Origin of the sequence: Chryseobacterium lathyri, assembly GCF_003290185.1 — a bacterium.
Classification (GTDB): Bacteria; Bacteroidota; Bacteroidia; order Flavobacteriales; family Weeksellaceae; genus Chryseobacterium; species Chryseobacterium lathyri.
Genome location: NZ_QNFY01000012.1, coordinates 137,360 through 160,116, shown reverse-complemented (window position 1 = coordinate 160,116; position 22,757 = coordinate 137,360). Strand labels below are relative to the sequence as shown.

Genomic DNA, 22,757 nt, shown 5'->3' with positions numbered 1-22,757 from the left:
AAATAAACCCGGGCTGTTTCGAAGAAACAGCCCGGGTTGTTTTTTAACCACCCCGTCAAATCTTTGATTTGTCACCCCTTCCAGAGGAGGAGAAAATGGCTACAGCACTCATTTTAGATCATATTATTGTGGCCTATTTATAGGAATATCAAGTACATCAAGCACAGGATATAATATATTTTCCAGGAATTCCTCTTCTTTTACCCTGGATGCCTTAGAACCTGAAAAATAATTGCTGATTCTGTAGTTTTTAACAAACTGATTTCTTTTTTTTCCGATAACATAAGAGTAGGCACCACTTTCATCATTAATGAAATAAGTCATTTCATCAAAGCTCATGATTTTTTTAGTGAGAAAGAGCCTTCTATAAATGCTCTTCTCCCGTTTATCGAAAATATATTTTACCGGAACTTTAAAAAGAAGATCCCATAAGAAATAAACCATATAGACTCCCCATATAACAGAAGCAATGGTAAAGGTGTTTTCAGATAGTATATTTCTGAAATAATACATCACCGGAATTGCAAGAATTCCAACGCCTAACCACCATCTTAAAGTACGCAGGAAGCTGTAATTAGGCATAAAACTTATTTCACTGCCATTATCTTCAAATTTATATCGGTCTTTGGTATTCATCGCAAGTTTTCATTTAAACCCATAATATCTTCGGTTTCGTTCACCATTTTTTGTATTGCTTTATGGGTAAGGGCCTGCCCTATCATAAATTTCTGTTCTTTTCCATTAACCTCAAAATAAATATTTAGAAATACATTCATAGGAATGAACCCAAGATATTTTGTCGTCAAAACTTCAAAATTTATAAAATCCTGGAAAGCATAGGTCTTTGTAGAAACAAAAACACTGGGTTTACAAGTAATCGTCTGCTGTTGCGGATCGATCACAAACTTTTTTACAAAAAAATTAGCAATAATCAGTCCTACAACCACAATTAAGAATAGGCCCAATAGAGGGAAATTATATTTATAAGCAAACCCTGCAGCAATAAATATAAGAATAGCCAATACCGCACTAAATATGGGCTGGTTTTTGAAGATAAAAAGGTTTCCTTCTTTTTTGTAGAATTGATAAGTGTTCATAATAAATAGTAATGTATTTTAATGTTTTAATTATTTTTTATAACGTTCTGCAATCTCATCGTTATTAATAGTTTTAAAAGTATTCAGGTCTGTTCTGAAGTAGCTGTCATGAATTGAAAAATAGGCATCAACTATAGCTTTTGATTGTTCAGCAGCTTTTTTCCAGCATTCAAAGAACCAGTTTTCAAACAATCCGTATTTTTCATCATTATATTCATCCCAAAAATCATCGAAGTCATCTTCTTCCTCATATTTCTCCTGAAAATCCGAAGCTTGTGTCCATATTTTTTCCGGAAGAAAAGAATTCCATTCTTCACTTTCACCGGCCTGTTTTTTCTTTTGGCAGGACGGAGCCGCCGTGTGGGTAATAATATCTCCTTTTTGATCTTCAGCCCAGAATACAATATCTAAATAATTGTATTCATATTCAAAATATAGGGCTTTGATATCTGTTTTAGTCTTTCCACTGAGAAAATCTACATTTTCTCCTTTAAGCATTTGTACAAGATCTTTAATGAGTCCGTTCCTAATTTCCTCAAGATGATTTTTTAACTCCATATTGAGTTGTTTGAGGTTTTCATACATTGATTTTGTCATTTAAGTTTTGATGCTGTTGTTAGTATGCAAAAATAGATGAAAAAATAAATCTTCCAGTCATGATTTAATGTATTTTATAAACCATTTTTTTGTATGTACAATACGTCATTAACATGTACAGCAGTGATATCAGATTATTTATTTAATGATTCAATTTTATAATGTTCAAACTCAAATTTCACAGTCTGTAATGGATAAAATTACCCGACCCGGTGTTTTTTAAGATTTATTTAAACATGTACAATATGTCTATAAATTCACAAAAAAATTACAAATTACTCACATTGAAGAGATATAATTATTTATAGTTTTGAAATAATCAACGTTGATTGAAATTCGATATTTCGCCTGTAAGTGTACAGTATGGGATGGAGTAAAGAATGACAAACCCCATGTCAGGGCTTATATGGCAACACAGATTTTAACAAAAAAATTATTCAATTATGAAAAAATTAAATGGTATGAAGAACTTTTCTTCATTGGAAAACAAAAAACTGAAAAATTTACAGTCGATTCAAGGAGGAGATGATTCAGCACGAACTTCATCACAAACTGAATGTGGTAACAACTGTTCTGATACAACATACTATAAAGATGGAGTCAAAACAATGACTTTAACTGTTGAGGGAGCCAATCCAACTACTGCTTATTAATTAGTACAAACAGGACTGTTCAGGTCCTGTTTGTTTATCTGTTCGAACAAGTTTTAATGATCAATGCTTGTGATAGCAAATCTGCATATGAAACAAAATCAAAATATCAGATACCTGAGTCTAACTTCAATAATTATCTGTTTTCTCTTTTACTGCTGTAAAAGCAAGAATTATATTATCTACTATAACAAAGTAAACGAAATCGACAGCATTTACAGAATGGCCAAACAGCCTGAAAAAGCCATAAAAAAATACAAAAAACTGTTCAGGAAATATCACCCCCTCAACCAGGAGCGTATAGAGGAATATGAAACCTACATCAGGGTTTCAGATAAATATAGCAAAAATTTCGGAGGCCAAAAAAGCCTTTATCGCCTGATTCCTTTAATTGCTCCTTACTGGAGATATAAAAAGGAAGATAAGGACTTCATAAATCTTTATAAAAAATATGGAATTGACAGCCTGAACATAGAACAGAAAGTTGCGCAATGGGAAAGTAAGCATGACAAGACGCTGATTGATTCGTTTGTTGTTGCAATTGGCCGGGATCAATATAATAACCGTTCTAACAGTTCAGAAATCTTTGAAAATGATCTTAAAAATGCTGAACTATTGAAATGGACTTTTGAGAACCATGGTTTTCCTTCTAAACAAAAAATTGGTTTATACTACAAGGATACTTTTATGCCGATGGATGTAATACTTCTTCACATGGCAGATTATGATGAATACCATCCGTACTTCAAAACAAAAATCCTGGAATATGTAAAGTCCGGCGAGTGTCCTCCACGAGATTACGCTGCTATGGTAGACCGAAATAACCTGCATCATAAAATCCCTTATACCTACGGCGTTTATCAGGGATATCAAAATATAACCGATTCAGCGAAAGTAAACCGGAACCGGAAAAGTATTGGCCTTCCAAGCCTGAAATACCGGAACAAAATAGCAAAAGACTTTTCTGATAGCCTGAAAACCAAATGATACTGATATTTTCTGATAATAACGACAGAACAACGATAGAAGTTATACGTTGGCTGGTAGCACTTAACAAAGACTTTATTCTTGTGAATGAGGATGAGTTTTTTGACATTAAAGCTGATAAAAAGCGGTTCTTTCTGCAAAGCCAAAAAAACAGCTTTTTTCTTGATGATATACAAAGCGTATGGTACAGGAGAGGAGGACTTTTCTTCAAACGCTATCAGTACAGCAATAATTCTATTAATATTTATATGAATGAAACCCAGCACTGGCTGGAAGATTATATACTTAAGACTTTAGCATCCAAAAAGCATATTAATAAACAAGGCAACAGTCATGTCAATAAACTCCTGGTGCTAGAGTATGCGCAGAATATAGGACTAAATGTTCCTGAGTATTTTTTAGCTGAAAATACCGATGAAGTAATTCTCGCAAAAACCATTACAAAAGCAATTACTGGAAATGCGTCTCTGGATAATATTTTAGAAAATAAAGATGGAATGCTGTATACCAGTATCATTGATAAAAAAGAGAAAGACTCATTCTTCATTTCTTTTTTTCAGGAAAAAATAGAAAAAGATTTTGAGATCAGAACTTTTTATTTGAACGGTGAATGCTATTCAATGGCTATTTTTTCTCAGAATGATGACCAGACAAAAACAGACTTCAGAAAATATAATAACGAAAAACCGAATAGAAATATCAGATATTCTCTCCCAAAAGATGTAGAAGACAAGGTTCAAAAGCTAATGCAGGTGCTGGATCTCAATTGCGGTTCTTTGGATTTTATTAAAAGCGGAGATCTCTATTACTTCCTGGAGGTAAATCCTGTAGGACAGTTTGCGAATGTAGCCTATCACTGTAATTATCCCCTATTTAAAAAAATTGCCGATTATTTATGAAAGAAAATTTTGGTGAAAAGCATAGACTGCCTTTATCATTTAAACAGATGGAATATTGTGAACACATAAGTAAAAAGAACAATAAAAACATTATATACGTCCTGAAAAGTGAAAAATATCAAAGTAATTTTTATGTAAGAGAGAAACCCGTAAAACCATTAACCCGATTATTATGAGATATTTCAATCTATTTTCAAATATACTAGTTACGAAAGGCGCAGGCAGAATTTTAATATCAGATCTTCAAAGGAATGTATCGGAACTCTATCCATTGGAATTGTATGATATTATAGAGGAACTAAAAAAACATTGTATAGAAAATATCATCGATGGTTACGACGAAGAATCCCAAGTTATGATTAACGAATATTTAAATATTTTGTTACAAAATGAGTATGGATTTATTACAGAGGATAATTGGGACAAAAATTTCCCGGCTCTTTCCTACGATTATGATGAGCCCAGTATTCTTACAGAAATTTTCATAGAGTTTTCAGAAATTGCTGCTTTGAAAAAAATAAAGCAATCAGCAGAACATCTCAGGATAAAGCATTTGGTTCTTTACAGCACAGAAAAATTCACAGCTGAGGATTTTATAGAAATTGATCAGATCTTTGCTACTTCCGTTTTATCTGGCATAGAAATCTTTTCTCCATTCCATGAAGGTGTAAATAAGCTTTTTGTAGGTACTCTTCATAAGAATACGGAGAGAATATATAATATCATTTTTTACAGTTGCGGAAAAAAGCCTTTCAAAACAAAAGATGAATTTAGATTTAACTTATACTTTACTGAAGAAGAGGTGAAAATTTCCTCCTGCGGAAAAGTAGATCTAAAATATTTCAACACTAATATTTCAAAAGTAACAGAAGCCATAAATCATAATTCCTGTCTCCACAAAAAAATAGGAATAGATATAAACGGCAACATCAAAAACTGCCCTTTAATGGTTGAAAACTTTGGAAACATCAACGACATCAGTCTTGAGGATGCAGTGATAAAGCCGGGATTCAGAAAATATTGGAACCTCACCAAAGATAAGATAGAAATCTGTAAAGACTGTGAGTTCAGGTACATTTGTACAGACTGCAGAGCCTATACGGAGCGAAATCATACAAATAGTGAAGGATTAGACACTTCTAAGCCTCTGAAATGCGGTTATGACCCTTATACAGGAAAGTGGGAAACATGGAGCAAAAATCCTTTAAAACAAGAGGCAATACGCTTTTATGAGCAGCAAATAAATCTAAATGCAGGCCTCTAGCGGAAAAACTTCCATTTTGGAATAATTGCCAGCATCCCGAAGCCCGTAAACAGGAAAAGATTGGTTACATCCGTATACAAGAATGTGGACAGGTAATAATTATGCATAAAAAAATGCAGTACCAGTAATGCAGGAAACATAAAAATCCCAATTTTTCTATAGAAGAACATCAGGATAAGCCCGAGCATCATCAGAGCATCAATAGAAAAAATAACAAAAAAATACCATCTCGGAATCTGAAGATATTCATGCTGAAGATATTCATCGATATCAATTCCCAACCCCATAATAGTAAACAGCATTAATGCTGCAAATGCTGAAATAAAGCCCCATCCTTTCTTTGGATCCTCGTCAAAGTAACTGTATTCTTCCATAGCTACAAAAATAAAGAACTTATGAATATATTCATAAGTTCTTTAATATAATCTTCGTTTAAAATTTGAATTATATAGAAATAGCGTTGATCAATCTGTTTTTGTCGCTCAAGTACTCTTCCATAGAGATCATACTTTCGGTTCTCATTACATCTTGAATGTCGTCTATCTGATAGATAATTCTTTTCGCATCTTCCGTATTCTTAGCTCTTACTTTACAGAAAATGTTATATTTTCCGGAAATAACGCTCGCTTCGATTACATTTGGAAGTACTGAAAGCTCTTTCAATACCTCTTGAGTGCGGTTTGATTTTGTCAAAAGGATTCCAATGAAAGCTGTAAAGTGATAATCCAGCTTGCCATAATCGATATTAAGAGATGATCCCAAAATAATACCTGCATCCTCCATTTTTTTCACTCTTACGTGAATTGTTCCAGCAGAAACATCCATCTGTTTTGCAATTTCAGTAAAAGGCATTCTTGTGTTTTCGACTAAGAAATCAAGAATTTTCTTGTCTATTTCGTCCAGTTGATAGTTCATATTAGTTAAATTACAATTTTCTTAAAAAATCTATGTATTTGTTGCAAATTTATAAAAAATAATTTAACTAAAAAAATTATATCAAACATTAACAATAATTAACACGGATGATAAAAATCATTAAAATATTACGATTATTTACTAGTCGATTTTGTAGAATCTGTTTTTATTTCCGCTTTAGCTTCTGACTGTTTTTTATCTTTTTTCCTCTTTTTAAAGAGAGAATTAAAGCTTTTGCTCCACACAACTCCCCCACCATAGGCCTGATTTGCAGAACCATTGGTACTTACCATCCCAATATTGGTAGGCTTGGAATACCCTCTTAGGACAAGACTTCCATCATTCTTTTTAGAAATATCATATTCAATAGATCCCTCACCAGAAAGATAATTGGTCTGTGTACCTTCTGTTTTTGTCAGCGGAATCCCCAGTCCGGTTTTAATGTTTACCCTTGGTGAAAGGGCCACACTCACCCCGGCATTGGCCCGGTCACCAGTGTTGGAATTTTGGTCACCTTTTACATAATTCAAATCGATCTGGAATTCGTTGCTCATTGTATTAAGAACTGATCCCAACTGTTTCAGAAGCATATTGTATCCAGAAGATTCCGCTACACCTGCCACATCAAAATCCACTCCTCCACTGTTCGAAACATTAAATGTGCTCAGCAGCAGGACGGAACCAAACTGAAGCACTTTTTCACCTTCCTGGCTCATCTTAGCTGCCAACGTCTCTTTTACCTGGCTGGAAACATCAAGGGCAGTCACGTTCAGATCAATTTTAGGATTGATGAGAGACTGGGTAATATTGGCCTGAAGCAGTACACTGATCGGCTGCAGTTTCCCCATGCTTAAATATTCCCCTGCATTGGAAACCATTCTCACATAATTGGCTGTAATATCGAGTGCCGGCTTCATCGCATCACCATCCCATCTGATGCTGCTGTTCTTTTCTATTTGGAAGGTCTTATTAAGAATAGCTTTGGAAACAAATGTTCCGTTATCTACTTTATAAGTACCATTCATGGCAATGTTGCCTTGTCGCCCCATCTGGAACCTCAGCCTGTCTGCAGTTCCTTTTACAGTGATATTACCTACATCATCACCCACAAGAACATTCACCGTAGTTCCTTTATCCACATCAAGACTGAAGTCGATGCGCATATTAGCTCCCGTCTTCTTCTTTTCTTCCAGCGTGATAAGCCCGTCTTTTCCTTCTTTCAGGAATCTCAGCATTTTAAATTCTTCAACATTGGATGTCGAGCTGGAATTAAAGGTAAAATTACTTCCGTTCAGGGCTTTCATATTAGGAGTTGAAATACTCAATCCGGAAACAGGTCCGTCTACATAGAGATCTCCCTGACCGTAAACCCTTCCCCAAAACAGATCATAATCTTTCTGGCTCGTATTCAGCATAAGAAGATTGTCAGCCCTCATTACGAGGTTGACCCCCATTGACGAAATTGTCTCAAACTGGATCGCACCTGAAATTGTTCCCTTAGAATTCGATCTTCCGTCATGAACTTCAATATTGTTAAGAATGGCAAGTCCACGGGAAAGCGGAATCACTGTATCATCAAATGAATAATCTACTCCGGTAAACAGGAGCTTTAAACCGAAACCTTTTAAAGCAATATCCCCGCTATAATCAAGATCACTCAACTTTCCGTTGATCTTCAGATCACCTGTAGCTTTCCCTCTGATATTTCCGAAAACAGTCTGAACAAACTGCTGGGTAAAAGCAAGGTCAAAATCCCGCATTTCTGCAGTGAGATCAATTGTAGGAGAAGCAGTGTTATTATTGACGGTACCTGTCAGATGAAGGTTGTTATTTCCAAGAACCCCTGCTGAAGCTACCTTTACATCTACGTCATACACATTCAGAGAGAAACCGTTTGTAGCAGAAATAGTAAGGTCACCCATCTGGTTTCCGTTCATCACAATATTATCTACAGTAAGATCTACAATTGGTTGCAAAGTGCTTTTATCCATCTTGATCTTTACACTTCCGTTTGCCAGGCCTTTTATTCCCATAGGATTTCCCCCGGACTGCATTTCAAGAAGCTTTTCAATAGCAAATTCGTTAATCTCTGCGTCTAAATAAAAGTCTTTGGCGGATTTGAACTGTGCCTCTTTAATAAACAGGGCACTTTTATCTGAATATATACGCAGGTTCCTGATATCGAAATCTCCTGCGTTTTTTCTGTAAGTAATGGAATGATCCAGTTCGGGGCTTGTATCTATTGCCCAAGTCACCTCATTAAATTTAACTTCTGTAGGTTCAAACCTGAAAACGTAATCCCCGGCAGCATTCGTAGACTGATCTACGTTAATAGCATAAGCTTTAAGATTATCATTCAAATCATCCTCAGGACTTCCATGCTTGAAGGTAGTGGCCAGATGAAGAGCCGTATTGTCTTCATTTTTACCTTTAAGTTCAAAATCCTTAATAATATTGTTATTGTATACCAGTTTGCTGACCCTTGCATACAGCTGTTCATTAAGGTTTGCCGTATTGATCCTCACCATCACGCTGTCGATCATCGCACTGTCTCTGGAAATATTATTTCTGTCATTAATTTTGTATTCAGGATTGGCGGCGGCCAAAGCTTTGTCTGCATCCGAAATTTCTTCCTTCTTCGTCATAATATACTTCAGAGAGGCTGCATCCAGATTCAGGATGAGATCATTTGAATCTCCGTTGTATTCTCCTTCTATCACAGCACCCTGCGGAAGCTTCAGATCGGGCAGGAAATAATTCACAACGCCCTGCTGAACATCAAAATTCATTTTAAAATTCTGACCTCTGTATAATTTTCTCGGTGGTGGGCCTACGAGAATTCTTCCGATTCCATTCTCTACCATACCCGCAAGATCGGCAAGGTTATATCTTCCTGATATTTTACCGCTTGCAGCGCCAGGTGCATCCACATCAATGACACGTCCGCCGGCTTCCACAAAAGTTTTCAGCTTGGCGTTTGGAATAATGTATTTTTGTGTGGCTGTGGCAAAGTGAAGATCATTGGCATCCACATCTAAAGTCAAATCGTTAATATTAGACATAGACATTTTACCTTCCACCCGTCCGCTCACGATCTGGCTTCCCGGTTTATTGGTAAAATAATTCATATTCAGAGAAGTGACATCTGCATTTACATTCATCGCGACCCTTGAGGTACTGAAATCAATAAGCCCTTTAATCGTTGCTTTAGCCTGCTCATCATTCACGGTGATGAGTCCATTATATTTTTTATGATCCAGCAATCCGTCAAGATACACATTACTGATCTGCTTATCCATAATTTCGATGCTGGTGATCTGGGATTTCGTGGTCAGACGCATTGTATTCACGTCAAAACTCTGTCCGTTAAGATCAAATTTACCGGAGATCAGGCCAACACTTTTATTCTTGGTGATGACAGAGGTATTCAGGTCTTTTACTTCGAGATATCCCGAATATTTAGGCATTGCCGTACTGTATGCGGTAAGTGAAAGTTTAGAGATCTTGGCCTGCCCTATTCCTGTCATCAGGTTTCCACTGGAAACGTAAACCTGCTCAGGAGTTACCCTTGCTGCTCCGTTATATTTCAGCTTCCCGAAATCATCAGCAAAGTTCTTCATCTTTTTAGAAATAAATGAAGGCATCATGGCTTTTAGATCCTTATAAGTAAAATCGGTAGAAAGATCGTTCGTTTCAATGGCAAAATTTCCTTTCAGCAGTCTGTCGACCTTCATTGTTTTGGTTGCGATATTGACGTCAGGATTTCTGATCAGGAAATTCTCTAAATGAAATTTATTTAAAGGACCGGTCATTTTCCCGGCAAGGTTGAATGGCTTAAAATTATCCCAGTTGGTCACAAAATAACTGATATCATATCCGCTCAGCTGACTTCCCTGCTGGATTTCCATATCCCAGCGTACACGGTCTGCAAAATCTGCCCATGAACCGTCATGAAGATTAAATTTGATATTTCCCTGGAGCAGTGAATGATCAGTATTCAGGGTAAGGTCTTTTAGTGACAGAAATTCAGGTGTTAAAGAAAGTTCAGTAGAAAAAGTATCTACAAAATGAGATTTCCCCCATCTGTTAGTAACGAAGGACATATTATTAATCAGTGCCGAAATATTGGCCCCGTTAACCTTTACATTAGGTGCTTTTAAATTAAAATTTGTGGCAGTAAGCCATTTTCCAGGTTCTCCCGGAGAGTTTTGACTTACAATAGACACCTTTGAATCAATGATCTGTACACGGGAATCGAGCTGAAAAGGAGGCTTTTTAGGATCTCTTTTCTTCCCACTGTCGAAAAGCTGTGTAAATCTGATAAAATTGGAAATACTGTCCCCTTTATAGGTGATCACCTTTACATCTGCATTAACCAGGGTGAGGGAATTAAAGCTTAGTGAATTACTGTTTCCTGAAATAGCATTGTAAGCGAGAGACATCCAATCTGAATTGGCGCGAAATTCTCTTGCTTTGATAAATTCCAGCCCTTTGTAGTCTTTTATTTTTAATCCTTTTATAGTGACGTCTCCAAAATAATCTACTTCTACACTCTCTGTAGACATCCCTGCTTTAAAGTCTTTATTTACGATCTGAAGCGCCTGATTGGCTGCCCACCGTTTGGTTACCGGAAGGTTAATGGCAGTAAGTATTCCTCCAACAAGAATAACTCCCAACCAGAAAAGGATCAGGAGAAGTTTTGCCCACCAGGAATAGCTGGTGACATCTTTTACAGCCTGCTTTCCAAATTCTTCAGCCGTTTCTACAGGATGATGAATAGCATCTGATGCCAGTTCAGACGCTTCTTTAACGGTCTCCTTTACAGCCCCTTCTACATCCCCAACAGTCTTCTGTACCTGATCACTTAGGTTCTCAGTTACCGATTTTTTATTCTCATTCTCGTTATTATTCTCTAACTTTGCCATTATTATGAGCGACTCTATAATTTTAGGTATTGAATCGTCCTGCGACGACACCTCAGCAGCTATCATCAAGGGAAACTGTATTCTGTCCAACATTGCTGCGAATCAGGCCATCCATAAAGAATATGGAGGTGTGGTCCCGGAACTGGCATCGCGAGCGCATCAACAAAATATAATCCCCGTTGTTGAAAAATCTCTTACTAAAGCAAATATACAACAAAATGCTATTTCAGCTATAGGATTTACACGCGGTCCCGGACTTTTGGGATCACTTCTTGTAGGAACATCATTTGCTAAGTCTTTGGCAATGAGCTTAAATGTTCCATTAATTGAAGTTAACCATCTCCAGGCACACATTTTAGCCCATTTCATTGCAGATGCAAATCCTATGCCGCCTCAATTCCCTTTTCTGTGTCTTACGGTAAGCGGAGGTCATACGATGATTGTATTGGTAAGGGATTATTTTGATATGGAAATTATCGGAAAAACAATAGATGATGCTGCAGGAGAGGCTTTTGACAAGATTGGAAAGATTTTCGACCTTGATTATCCTGCCGGGCCTATTATAGATCGATTGGCTAAGGAAGGAAATCCTGATGCTTTTACATTCAACAAACCTAAGATGGAAGGCTATGACTATTCATTCAGCGGGATCAAAACTTCCGTTCTTTATTATATTCAGAAAGAGGTAAAAAAAAATCCGGATTTTATTAAAGAAAATCTGAATGATCTTTGTGCTTCGGTTCAGAGAACAATCATTGAAATTCTGATGACTAAACTTGAAAAAGCCGCCAAAGAATTGAATATAAAAGAGGTGGCCATCGCCGGTGGAGTTTCTGCCAATTCTGCTTTGAGAAAAGTAATGGAGGACAATCATGAAAAATTAGGCTGGAATATCTACATTCCAAAATTTGAATATACAACTGATAATGCTGCGATGATTGCCATGGTTGCTCAATTGAAGTTTGAAAGAGGTGAATTTACGGATCTGAGAACTTCCGCAACTGCAAAATATGATTTATGAAAATACTATTAGAAGAAAAAATACTGGGAACGCATTCTAAAAAAAACTCAAAATATTATTGGGTTTTAGAAACCGTTATAGGAAAAAATGAAGTGACAGAAAAATCTGAGGACGAAGATTATTTAATGATAAGTTCAGAAATTGGATATGTTCAAAATATAAAGGAAGAGATTATAGAGAAGATCAATTCAGAAAATGTATTTAGTTTTACTTACGAACCCAAAGAAGGAGATTACTTATCCATCAAAAATAATTTAAGAAAAAACGAATATTTGAATTTAATTTTTATGAATAATAAGTGGGTTGAAGAAATTTACGCATGTTCATATAGAGATTGTGAAGGCGATATTTATACCACGATAAAAACCGGTGTAGCATTTATAAGCGATAATGAAATTACCTTTTAATCATCACTTATCAATACAATTCAGGCGCATTCTAAATATCAATATATGAAACTTTTTTTTGGCGAAATCAATAACGGAAAAGCAATAATTAATGATGAAGAACAACAGCACATTGTGAAAGTTCTCCGTATGAAAGATGGTGAAGAAATTTACGTAACAGACGGAAAAGGAAATATTGCTTCCGGAAAATTAGTTATCGAAGGAAAAAAAGCCGGCTTAGAAGTTTCTGAAATTAAAACCAATACTCAGGATTTTAGTCCCCGACTTCATATTGCCATTGCTCCGACGAAAAATATCGACAGGATCGAGTTTTTTGTGGAAAAGGCTGTGGAAATGGGCATTTCAGAGATCAGTATTATTATTACAGAAAAAACTGAACGTAAAATTATTAATATTGATAAGCTCAGAAAGCAGGCTGTTGCTGCTTCCAAACAAAGCTTGCGATTCCATTTCCCTGTCATTAATGATGCGGTGAAGCTTACAGATTTCTTAAAAAACATTGATCCACAGCATACTTTTGTAGCGCACTGTCATGAAAATCTTGAAAGGATTGAGCTTAACCACATTCCTGCTCTGGAACAGATCACTTTTTTGATTGGCCCTGAAGGGGATTTTTCTGAAAAGGAAATTCAATTTCTGTCCGACACTAATGTAAAAGCAGTTTCACTTGGAAATCAAAGATTGAGAACGGAAACGGCGGGTGTATTTGTGGCGGCGTGGAATTATTTCAATATGATGAAAAATTAGAAGTTAGAGGTTAGAAATTAGGAGTGTCTATTTATCAATAAATTAACAAATTCCCTACATTTCCAGGTTATGGTCTTTAAGATATTTTTCGAAAATCTGCTGGCCGCTTCGCATTGAATTGACTGCCCATCGGATCTTCATTTTCATCAGTTTTTCTTCGTTCAACTTATAATCAATACCTGATTTAATCAGTTTCTGTTTCAGTTCGTACATACAGATACCTGCGGCTACGGAAACGTTATAACTCCTCGTCAGACCGTACATCGGAATAGCCAGTGTTTCATCTGCAAAGTCTAAGACTTCTTCTGACACGCCTTCTTTCTCAGTTCCAAATACAAGAGCGATAGGTTCTGTGATTTGATAATCGGGAAGCATAACCGCATTTTTTTCAAGGGATACGGCCAGAATTTTATATCCTCTGTCTTTGATATTCTGCAATGAAGCTATATTTTTAGGCATTTTCTCTACTTCTACCCAGGTTTCGGCACCTTTGGTTACAGTAAGGTTAGGATCGAAAACATTTTCCTCTTCCATAGCCACCACCTTGTGAAACGCATTTGCCTCTACTGATCTTATAATAGCTGCTGCGTTTCTGAACTGGTAGACATCGTCCATCACAGGAAGGACAAAATCGGAACTTTCTTTGGAGAAATGTTCTATTTTTGAGAGTCTTTCCTCTGTTAAAAACTGCTTTAAATATTCAAAAGTTTGCGCTAAATCTTCCATTCATTTTCAAATCTTTGCAAATTAACGTAATTTTGAGCTATGAACCTGAACGAGGCTCAATTTCTTAGAAAAAAGTAATTCATGAAACGAAAAGTCCTGCTCATTTATACCGGGGGAACCATCGGTATGGAAAAAGATTATGAAACCGGAAGCCTCCGCGCATTTGATTTTGGAAATATTTTCGAAAAAATGCCTGAGATGAAATTAATGGAATGTGAAGTATTTGTGCATCCATTTGCCAAACCGCTGGACTCTTCGGATATGGGACCTGAGGAATGGAAGGTTATTGCCAACTATATTCTCAAAAACTATGAACTCTATGACGGCTTTTTGATCCTTCACGGAACGGATACGATGTCTTATACAGCTTCTGCTTTAAGTTTTATGTTGAAAGGACTGAGAAAGCCTGTAATCATGACGGGCTCACAGCTTCCGATCGGAGATCTGAGAACGGATGCGAAGGAAAACCTTCTGACAAGCCTTTATTATGCCAGTCTTTATGAAAATGATGAAGCGGTTATTCAGGAAGTTGCTGTTTATTTTGAGTATAAATTATTAAGAGGGAACAGAACATTGAAATATTCTGCGGAGTATTTTGATGCTTATGCGAGTCCGAATTACCCGATATTGGGACAATCCGGCGTTCATTTAAATATCATTAAGGATAATCTTTACCGGTGTGATCCTGATATAGAATTTCATGTAGATGAAAATATTTCTGAAGATATTCTTTTCTGGAGAATTTTTCCGGGCATGCATCTGAGCCATTTTAAAGAAATCCCTAAAATGAAGGTTCTTATTCTTCAGGTTTTCGGTTCGGGAACTATTTTCAGCAGTGAAAAAACACAGGAAACGCTTGAGGAAATCAGAAATAACGGAACAGAAATCGTTGTGGTAAGTCAGTGTATTTCAGGAGGTATTTCGTTCGGAAAGTATGAAAACAGTAATATTTTTTCAAGGATCGGAGCGATCAGCGGAAAAGATATGACAGCAGAAAGTGCCATCAGTAAAGCGATGCACCTGATAGACAATCCGAATTACTCCGGAACCTTTGCAGACAACTTCACGAAGAGCCTTTGTGGAGAAATTACTGAGTAATTTTAAATAATAATTTGCAGATTCCAGAAATTACCCTATTTTTGCAGTCTCAAATAGAGAGGTGTCCGAGTGGTTGAAGGAGCTACCCTGGAAAGGTAGTATACGGGTAACTGTATCGAGGGTTCGAATCCCTTCCTCTCTGCAAAAAGATAAAGGTCTTAAACTTAATTGTTTAAGGCTTTTTTATTTTACTCATGCTATTAAATAATGAGCGAAATAAAACAAAATCCCGGCATTTCTGCCAGGATTTGTCTGGAAAACTGTTGAAGTTCTTCCATCAATATAATTAGATATGAATGTTTGGTGTAAAATTTAATTGCAGATCGTGAGAAACTGATGGCTCATCTGTACTTTGAACTTGGCCTCTGATTTTAATTTAGCGTAAACCGTGTGCTCAAAGGCCTGTACGGATTTCAGTTTCTTATCGATATATTCTGCGATCTGCACGACAGAAAAAATAAAATCCCGATATACTGCAATATCCACCGTCTGTCCGTAGCAAGGAAGATAAGCCTTCAAAAAAGGAACTGCAGCCTGATGCCTGTTGTAATTCACACAATATCCTGCGCCTTCCCTTGCGGTAACAACCTCACAGTCGTTGATATAATCCAGGATTGTTTTATTTCCGTCCAGAACGCTATCGTTTTTTAACAGGTATCTGTTGATTTTGTCCAGAATATGCTGGGCGTATTCCATCATGGTGATGGTTTTCCAATCAAATATATGGTTCATTCCTTTTGCTTTGAAATGTTTTTCATTTTCACAGTTGGTGCAAAAAGAAATTCCGATTTTTTCATGATAAGGCAAAAAACAATCTTTGATCTCCATGGAAGCATCAGCCAAAAGCTTATCGTCCGCAAAGCTGTAATACAGATAAGGGCTGTAAAGATCTGCAAGGGCCTTCAGATAATCAATTTCGCTGGCGTTGTGATATTTTTCAAACCATTGTTCAAGGGCGTCGTAATAATGGCTTTCAAATTCTTTAAATGTTAAGTAAAACGGCAATTCCATAGCTCTGTAATTTTGATATGACAAAGCTATTGCTGTAATGCGACAAAACTTGACGTGTTATTTTTTTTTGAGAGTCAAGATTTCAGATTTCAGACATGAGATTTTTGATGAGGCTAAGACTAAAACTAAGGGTGATCATAAGACTTAAACCAATTATTTAAAATCTTTATACAGCAACGGTTAACTTTTAAGATGCCGAAATACACAATAGCGACTCCTACTTTAACCCCCGTAATCCAAATCCCGAAACTCTAAGACACTCAAACTCTCCGACTCTCTAACTCCCATCCCGTACCCCGAAATTATTTGTCGTAATTCGTCATCATGTATTCAAAGTAATGGATCATTTTCAGGTAGTTTTCAATACTGATATATTCATTGGTGCTGTGGATGCTTTGCTGTTCTGAGCTGTTAATCCTGATGGGCATAAATCTGTAAATATTTTTGCTTACGATCTGGTATTTATAAGCGTCGGTCCCGGCCATAGTAAGATACGGAGTCACAATGGCCCCCGGATAGATCTCTCTGACTCCGGCTTCTATTAATTTAAATCCTTTTGTATTAGAAGGAGAAACGGCAGAAGCTTCTCTGGTATTGTCGATCTCTTCTACCTCAACATCAAAACCTTCTGTGGCTTTTGCAATATGATCATGAACATCTTTAACTGTATTTCCGGGAAGAAGCCTGAAATTAACGATAAATTCCACTTCGGGAGAAAGAACATTGGTTCCATCGCTTCCTTTCATCATCGTTAAAGCAGTGGTTGTACGTACTAAGGCATTGGTCGTATTATTTTTGGTAAGCTGGGATAAAAGAAGAGGTTTTAGCAGCCACTGGTTAGAGAGAGCCAGCCTGGTGGTCCATGGCATTGCTCCGCCGATATTGTCAAAAAAGCCTTTGATGAGTGGGGTTATTTCAGGCTTCATCTGATCGTCTTCAAGACGCTGCATGATCACTGCAGCTTTTCCTATTGCGCTTTCCATAGGCGGCATGGAGGAATGTCCCCCAAGTCCTTTAACTTTTATTTTTGCGGATAAAAACCCTTTTTCTGCACAGCCCACCACTGCGATATCTGAATTTACTCCAGCCACATTTCCTTTCCGCATGATCAAACCTCCTTCGTCATAAACTGCGTCGAACTGAAGTCCTTTTTTCTTAAAATAATCTGCAATCTGTACAGCTCCTTTTTGTCCGCCCACCTCTTCATCAAAACCGAAAGCCAGATAGATGTCGCGTTTAGGATTTTTTTTGCTTTTAATCATGGTATTGATAGATTCCATGAGGGAAAAAAGCATTCCCTTCATGTCGATGGCTCCTCTTCCATAGATTCTGCCATTGGCTACAGTCCCTGAAAAGGGTTCGAAGTCCCAGTCTTCCGCTACTTTAGAAACCGGAGGCAAAGGCTTGTCATCAGGCCTGAAAATATTCTGATCTTTATTTTTCACATCGGCATCTCCGGGAGGTACGACGTCTATATGGGAAGGAAAAAGTATAGGTTCCAGCGAAGGGTCACTTCCTTTAAGCCTGAAAACCAAAGCATGGGTATTGATCTCTGTATTTTCGGTATACTGATAAACCAATGGATAAGATGCTTTCAGGTATTGTTTAAACTGATCAAAGGGAGCGTAATTGAATTCGCCAAGGCTTCCTGTAGAAACTGTAGGTATCTTGATCCCTCCTGACAACCGAAGTACGGCAGAATCGTTCTTCACAGGCTTCCACCCTTCTGAAGTTTCTGCTGTCATTTTTTTGAACGGGTAAGTATACATTTTGATCAGCAGTACAGCTACCAGAATAACAAGGATTCCGAGAATGATTAAAAGGAACTTTTTCATGACGATAAGATTTGTGTGGTGTTGATTGTTTAACAAATATACCAAAGAAAACTGCTATAATTGCAGTAAAATCTAAGTATTTCCCTAACATTAGATATAAATTACTTTTGTCAATTCCAAAGTCCGGAATTGATATCAAAAAATAGATTGTTATTTTCCAGCCTGAATTTGTCGATAGCTTGTTTTATAGAATTATTTATTGAAAAACACAAAAAACTTAAAGACTTCTTTAACAAAAACGTAGCCGCATTATAATACAAAAACCCCTTGCATTTTGCGAGGGTTTTGTTTTTATCTGCCACACGATACAATCGTGCGGTAGCGAGGGAAGAAGTGGGATAGAAAGGATATAGGAGATTGTTTTCATGGGTTGTCTTTGTGTAAATTTAGTTTTTAATTTTTAACACAAAACCCCCGCAAAACTGCAAGGGTTTTATTTCTATCTATCGGCACGAGTGAGACGCTTGTGCCAACATGAGGCTGGCTCACTTTAATACAGGCTTTTATTTTGTTAGAGGTTGCAGAGACAATACCCCACACAACAATTCAAATACATTATAATAAATCATATAAATACCCCTCTAAGTTAAGCCTTTGTAAGATTTGTATAGATACTAAAATATAAAGACCTATTCCTAAAATCATACTAATTGGTAATATTATAAAATAGCACCAAGTAGGTAAATATTGTTTTTTATGTTTATTTCTATTTAATATATTATTTAATGTTACTTTATTATAGTATTTCTTAAATATTATAATAAGAATGACCGCAACATATATTATATATAAAAATTTTATAATATTTTTACCTATCCCTTTAAATAAATCAATACACAAGCCATAAATTGGTGCAAATAAAAACATATAAACAAATGCAATATATAAACAACTTACAAATGTGGCCGGATAATCTTTATTTAAATAAGCAATATAAACTCTATAAAAAATATTTTCTTCTATCTTTTTCATTTCTTTGACCAATCTATTAATGCTCCATCATCTTTATCATATTTTTCTTCAATGTAATTATCCAAGTGATCTCCTATTGATTGACCAGTAATTCCCTTTGTAACCATATCTGCACCAAAAAAAACACCTCCAACAACCCAACCCCATCCAGGAACGAAACTCACTCCTGTTACGGCAGCATCCAAAATGTTAGACGCTTTTATTTGCTTACTATCAACTACATCATAAATTATAACAGCTCCTGCAACAGCTCCTCCTGCAACGCCTATACCTTTCATTGCCTTTGGAATTTTTGCTCTATACCAACTACTAGTACTTCCAGGAATTTTTAATCCTGTAGTTGTTTTAATAATTTTTTTAGCATCCCATACAAACTTGCTTTTTTGAGCTGTTGACATTCCTTTCCAGGTAATATTTTCAAATAATGAAATATCCGTTGTTGTAAGATCAAAAGCATCTTTCTGACTATATGGAGCCTTTGTAACTAAAACAGATTCAACAACGCCATCGTTATCGTGAGCATCCGAAGCAGTTAGATCAGAATCATTACCTTTAGCATATGATATCATATTATCCCTATCATTTATCGCATAACTTCCATCTTTCTGCTTCTTAATTGATCCATGTAGATCATGCTCTCTTCGGTATTGTCTAGCTTCTTTTCTACTTTCAAATAAACCTTTAGGATCGATATATCTTAGCGGATTATCATATGCATATCTATAAGAAGTCCAACTCGAAGCTAATTCCGAAAGTGGATCAAGTGATGACCATCTTCCAAGATCTGGCATATATTGTCTAAAACCATAATCATACATTCCCGTCTCCTGCAACTCCTTTCCGTTGTACTTATACTTATACGCAGGATTTCCCGACAAAACATTATACCCTTCATGTTTCAATCCAAACGGATAATAATTACTCTCCTCAATGATCTCTGCTCCTGAGCCGTTTTTAAAATAACTCAACCTGACATTTCCAAGATGGTCAGTATAATTATACACATACTTTCCGGTCTCAAAATTAAAATATCCCTCAGCAGTTGGTAAAAATTTCAACGTTCCATTTTCATACTGGAAACCGTCTAAATAATCTGTGGTATCTGTACCGAAGATCTTTTTTACTTTCACCCCATCTGCCCTGTAAGTGTAATCTGTTATTTTAGAGTTTTGGGTAATCTTTTCCGGTAAATTTAAATAATTATATTGAATAGAAGAAATACCTTTATCCTGCTGAACCGTCATATTCCCATTCAGATCATAGATAATTGTACTTCCGGTACTTCCTGATGAAAGCGGATATCCGCTTAAAGCATTACCCGTTCCCACTTCTTTAAGATAGGTTAACTTATTGCTCTGCTCACCATTTTCGTAATGGTATTCAAGGTTATCCATGACTTCTGGTGCCGTATAGCCTGGAAGCTGTTTTCCTCTTCTGAGCAGGGTTTTAATATTTCCATTCAGGTCATAGGTAAACTGCTCATGGTATTCTCCTCTGTCTAAATTCATGGCATCCCAGAAACGTCCTTCTTTAAGACGGTTAAGGGAATCATATTCATAGGAATAATTTCTCATTACTGCATCGCTTTGGGTAATCCAAGACATCTGAGAGATGTTTCCATTGTATCTGGCAGAACCGGAGAACTGGCTGTCCGGTCTGTTATACCTCAACTCGTAAGCAAAGAGTTTATTCTGCAGATCGGAAGGTTCATTAAGTTTTGTGAGCCACCCTCTGATATTGTATGCATATTTAACATTCTGCAAAGCGCTTCCTGTAGTATTCCCTACATTTTTTGTCTGTATCTGGCCAAGATCGTTGTAAAGGTTTTCTGCAAGGAGTTCCTGTGCTCCTCCATTTACTTGATGCCAATGCCTCACAAGTCTTTCCTGATGATCGTACTCAAAAGTTTCTTTGATATTTACTTTTGTGCCATCTGCAGCTCTTTTATGCTCGGTAAGTGTGTATTCCGGGGAACCTGAGAATTTCAGTAGACTTTCTGTTTTGGTATATCCTCCGAGATGGTTTACAGAATAGGTAGATATCACTCTTCCTTTCCTGTCATAATAAGTATAGGTCTTTGTCCAATTATCGTTTTCAACATTTTTTACATAAGAGGCTGTAGGCAGGCTCTTGGTACTAACATTCGAACTCTGAACATCCTGAAGTAACACTTCCTGACCTAAAATTGTTGCCGGAATGGTCGAAGCATCAGGATAAGTATCATAATAATTGACTGAAAGGACCTTATCAATACTTGTAGGATAAGAAACGTTTCCGTATCCTATATTCATTCCGTTCAGAACAAGATTTCCTCCACGGGTTTCATAAGAAGCACTCACCGGCTGGTTATCAATGTATGTCTGAATGTTCTGTCTTGAAGTTCCATCTCTCGAAATTCCAGTGTAAACAACTCTTCCGAACTGATCATACTTGGTAAAAGTCCATGAGTTATCTGCTGTAAAATTAGGTATCCCGTTTTTCAGAACAATATCCCGGTACAGAACAATCTGGTCTTTTTTGTTGTAGACCATCTGCTCTGGACCTTTGCCCGGAAGCTTCTTTTCTACCAGCCTGTTTCTGCCGTCATACTTATACTGATAACATAGGTGGTCTAAAGCTGTAGTAGAAATTGATGCAGAAGCAGAAGCCAAAGGAGGAATTACAAACGCCAGCTGATCATATTCATTGTACACATAATAAGTGTCTGCATTTTCTGAAGAGCTTATGACTTTTCTGACTAATAGGGTTTGTCCCTTACCGTTTTTGTATTCTATGGTTTTACCATTATCTTCATCCGTAACGGTATTTTTGTACAGTTGTGCTTCTCCATAAGTTCCTGGTGTACTTAATACTGAAGAAGTAGCTCCATCAACCCAGTTCGTAACGGTCGCATATTTTTTCACTTCCCCTGCTACATTGGTATCATACCCGAAAGTAACAGGTTTGTTCTGCCAGTCGGTACCTGGGTTTTTCTGGCTCAGGAGTCTGTCAAGCGGAGAATTTTCCAAATTTTGATGACTGAATGGAAAGGAATCATTAATACCGTTTGACTGATAATACGCATTGGTACTTCCTTCCACTGCAGTCTGGATATTTCCATTCTGCGAGGACATAGGCACCGGAAGCCAGCTGTCTACCTGTCTGCCAAATCCATCATAAGGAATATGGGTCACCAGATCTTTTCCGGTAGGAGTAGATTTAATGCTCACTGACTGCTTAGGTCTTCCAAGGCCATCAAAAAACTGGACACTTTGTATCTGCTGCAGAGATCCGTTTGAAACTTCGGTAGGCACTAAATACTGTCTGGTATATACATAATTTTCAGTATTTGAAATATTAGTCGAATAATCAACGGTGATAGGCGTATAGGTATTCCCCGGATTATTGGAAGAAGATCCTCCAATATAGGCTCGAAATGTCCCGCTTACAGAATTAAAGCTGAATCCCGGAAGCATACGTATACTTTGAGGATCTGCTTTTTCCGTATTAGGAACAGGAGGAGAATTCAGGACCACCTGTCCATAGTGATAAATACCCAGTATTAATCCTATGCTTATATATATTTTTTTATACATAATCTTATTTAATGATCAGGAATTGTTCTTT

General features: G+C 36.8%; 19 protein-coding genes and 1 tRNA gene. 9 read left to right on the top strand and 11 right to left on the bottom strand.

Features of this window, described 5'->3' with window-relative positions; translation table 11 throughout:
• Positions 1-123: 123 nt before the first annotated feature.
• From DRF61_RS17250 to DRF61_RS17240, 3 genes are read right to left on the bottom strand one after another with little or no spacing between them, the layout of a single operon-like run.
• Positions 124-636 carry a hypothetical protein gene (locus DRF61_RS17250; RefSeq protein WP_228452518.1) on the bottom strand — a complete coding sequence of 171 codons (513 nt, stop codon included), beginning with the start codon at positions 634-636 and terminating at the stop codon, positions 124-126.
• Positions 633-1,097, bottom strand: coding sequence for a hypothetical protein (locus tag DRF61_RS17245; RefSeq protein ID WP_111959258.1), 465 nt, complete (start codon positions 1,095-1,097; stop codon positions 633-635). The genes DRF61_RS17250 and DRF61_RS17245 overlap by 4 nt, the downstream gene beginning before the upstream one ends.
• 30 nt (positions 1,098-1,127) lie before the next feature.
• Entirely contained in the window at positions 1,128-1,655 is a 528-nt protein-coding gene (locus DRF61_RS17240) for a hypothetical protein (RefSeq protein ID WP_146896885.1), read from the bottom strand.
• Positions 1,656-2,137: 482 nt separating this feature from the next.
• Here DRF61_RS17240 and DRF61_RS17235 point away from each other — a divergent pair, with 482 nt between their 5' ends.
• The 4 genes from DRF61_RS17235 (at position 2,138) to gwsS (ending at position 5,494) form a co-directional block, all read left to right on the top strand.
• Positions 2,138-2,347: a TIGR04139 family peptide modification target gene (locus tag DRF61_RS17235; RefSeq protein ID WP_111959254.1), complete on the top strand. Its 210-nt coding sequence runs from the start codon at positions 2,138-2,140 to the stop codon at positions 2,345-2,347.
• A gap of 87 nt (positions 2,348-2,434) precedes the next feature.
• Positions 2,435-3,331 carry a hypothetical protein gene (locus DRF61_RS17230; RefSeq protein WP_111959315.1) on the top strand — a complete coding sequence of 299 codons (897 nt, stop codon included), beginning with the start codon at positions 2,435-2,437 and terminating at the stop codon, positions 3,329-3,331.
• Positions 3,328-4,230, top strand: coding sequence for a grasp-with-spasm system ATP-grasp peptide maturase (gwsG, locus tag DRF61_RS17225; protein WP_111959252.1), 903 nt, complete (start codon positions 3,328-3,330; stop codon positions 4,228-4,230). The genes DRF61_RS17230 and gwsG overlap by 4 nt, the downstream gene beginning before the upstream one ends.
• A gap of 172 nt (positions 4,231-4,402) precedes the next feature.
• On the top strand, positions 4,403-5,494 hold the full coding sequence (gwsS, locus tag DRF61_RS17215) for a grasp-with-spasm system SPASM domain peptide maturase (RefSeq protein WP_111959248.1): 1,092 nt from the start codon (positions 4,403-4,405) through the stop codon (positions 5,492-5,494).
• Here the strand turns inward: gwsS and DRF61_RS17210 are convergent.
• The 3 genes from DRF61_RS17210 to DRF61_RS17200 form a co-directional block, all read right to left on the bottom strand.
• Complete coding sequence (locus tag DRF61_RS17210; RefSeq protein WP_111959246.1) at positions 5,491-5,868, bottom strand: hypothetical protein; 378 nt, start codon at positions 5,866-5,868, stop codon at positions 5,491-5,493. The genes gwsS and DRF61_RS17210 overlap by 4 nt on opposite strands.
• Before the next feature lie 70 nt (positions 5,869-5,938).
• A complete protein-coding gene (locus DRF61_RS17205) occupies positions 5,939-6,409 on the bottom strand; it encodes an Lrp/AsnC family transcriptional regulator (protein ID WP_034703315.1) in 471 nt (156 codons plus the stop codon).
• Positions 6,410-6,543: 134 nt separating this feature from the next.
• Positions 6,544-11,334 carry a translocation/assembly module TamB domain-containing protein gene (locus DRF61_RS17200; RefSeq protein ID WP_111959245.1) on the bottom strand — a complete coding sequence of 1,597 codons (4,791 nt, stop codon included), beginning with the start codon at positions 11,332-11,334 and terminating at the stop codon, positions 6,544-6,546.
• Positions 11,335-11,338: 4 nt separating this feature from the next.
• On the opposite strand from DRF61_RS17200, the gene tsaD reads away from it, so the two are divergent.
• Genes tsaD through DRF61_RS17185 form a run of 3 tightly spaced genes read left to right on the top strand, consistent with a single transcriptional unit; the run spans position 11,339 to position 13,509 of the window.
• Positions 11,339-12,355, top strand: coding sequence for a tRNA (adenosine(37)-N6)-threonylcarbamoyltransferase complex transferase subunit TsaD (tsaD, locus tag DRF61_RS17195; RefSeq protein WP_111959243.1), 1,017 nt, complete (start codon positions 11,339-11,341; stop codon positions 12,353-12,355).
• Positions 12,352-12,762, top strand: a complete 411-nt coding sequence (locus tag DRF61_RS17190) for a hypothetical protein (protein ID WP_111959241.1) — start codon at positions 12,352-12,354, stop codon at positions 12,760-12,762. Before tsaD ends, DRF61_RS17190 begins: the two co-directional genes overlap by 4 nt.
• Before the next feature lie 45 nt (positions 12,763-12,807).
• Positions 12,808-13,509: an RsmE family RNA methyltransferase gene (locus DRF61_RS17185; RefSeq protein ID WP_111959239.1), complete on the top strand. Its 702-nt coding sequence runs from the start codon at positions 12,808-12,810 to the stop codon at positions 13,507-13,509.
• Between the two features lie 54 nt (positions 13,510-13,563).
• On the opposite strand, the gene DRF61_RS17180 is transcribed toward DRF61_RS17185, so the two are convergent.
• Positions 13,564-14,235, bottom strand: a complete 672-nt coding sequence (locus DRF61_RS17180) for a TrmH family RNA methyltransferase (protein ID WP_111959237.1) — start codon at positions 14,233-14,235, stop codon at positions 13,564-13,566.
• Positions 14,236-14,316: 81 nt separating this feature from the next.
• Between DRF61_RS17180 and DRF61_RS17175 the strand changes: the two genes are divergently transcribed.
• Together DRF61_RS17175 and DRF61_RS17170 are read left to right on the top strand one after the other, a co-directional pair.
• Positions 14,317-15,333: an asparaginase gene (locus DRF61_RS17175; RefSeq protein WP_111959235.1), complete on the top strand. Its 1,017-nt coding sequence runs from the start codon at positions 14,317-14,319 to the stop codon at positions 15,331-15,333.
• A 55-nt stretch (positions 15,334-15,388) separates the two neighbouring features.
• A tRNA-Ser gene (locus tag DRF61_RS17170) sits at positions 15,389-15,475 on the top strand.
• Positions 15,476-15,645: 170 nt separating this feature from the next.
• Here the strand turns inward: DRF61_RS17170 and DRF61_RS17165 are convergent.
• The 4 genes from DRF61_RS17165 to DRF61_RS17150 form a co-directional block, all read right to left on the bottom strand.
• Positions 15,646-16,344: a hypothetical protein gene (locus tag DRF61_RS17165; protein ID WP_111959233.1), complete on the bottom strand. Its 699-nt coding sequence runs from the start codon at positions 16,342-16,344 to the stop codon at positions 15,646-15,648.
• Positions 16,345-16,646: 302 nt separating this feature from the next.
• A complete protein-coding gene (locus tag DRF61_RS17160) occupies positions 16,647-18,179 on the bottom strand; it encodes a M20/M25/M40 family metallo-hydrolase (protein ID WP_111959231.1) in 1,533 nt (510 codons plus the stop codon).
• A 555-nt stretch (positions 18,180-18,734) separates the two neighbouring features.
• Positions 18,735-19,151, bottom strand: coding sequence for a hypothetical protein (locus tag DRF61_RS17155; protein ID WP_111959229.1), 417 nt, complete (start codon positions 19,149-19,151; stop codon positions 18,735-18,737).
• Entirely contained in the window at positions 19,148-22,726 is a 3,579-nt protein-coding gene (locus DRF61_RS17150; RefSeq protein ID WP_111959227.1) for a DUF6443 domain-containing protein, read from the bottom strand. The genes DRF61_RS17155 and DRF61_RS17150 overlap by 4 nt, the downstream gene beginning before the upstream one ends.
• Positions 22,727-22,757 lie beyond the last annotated feature (31 nt).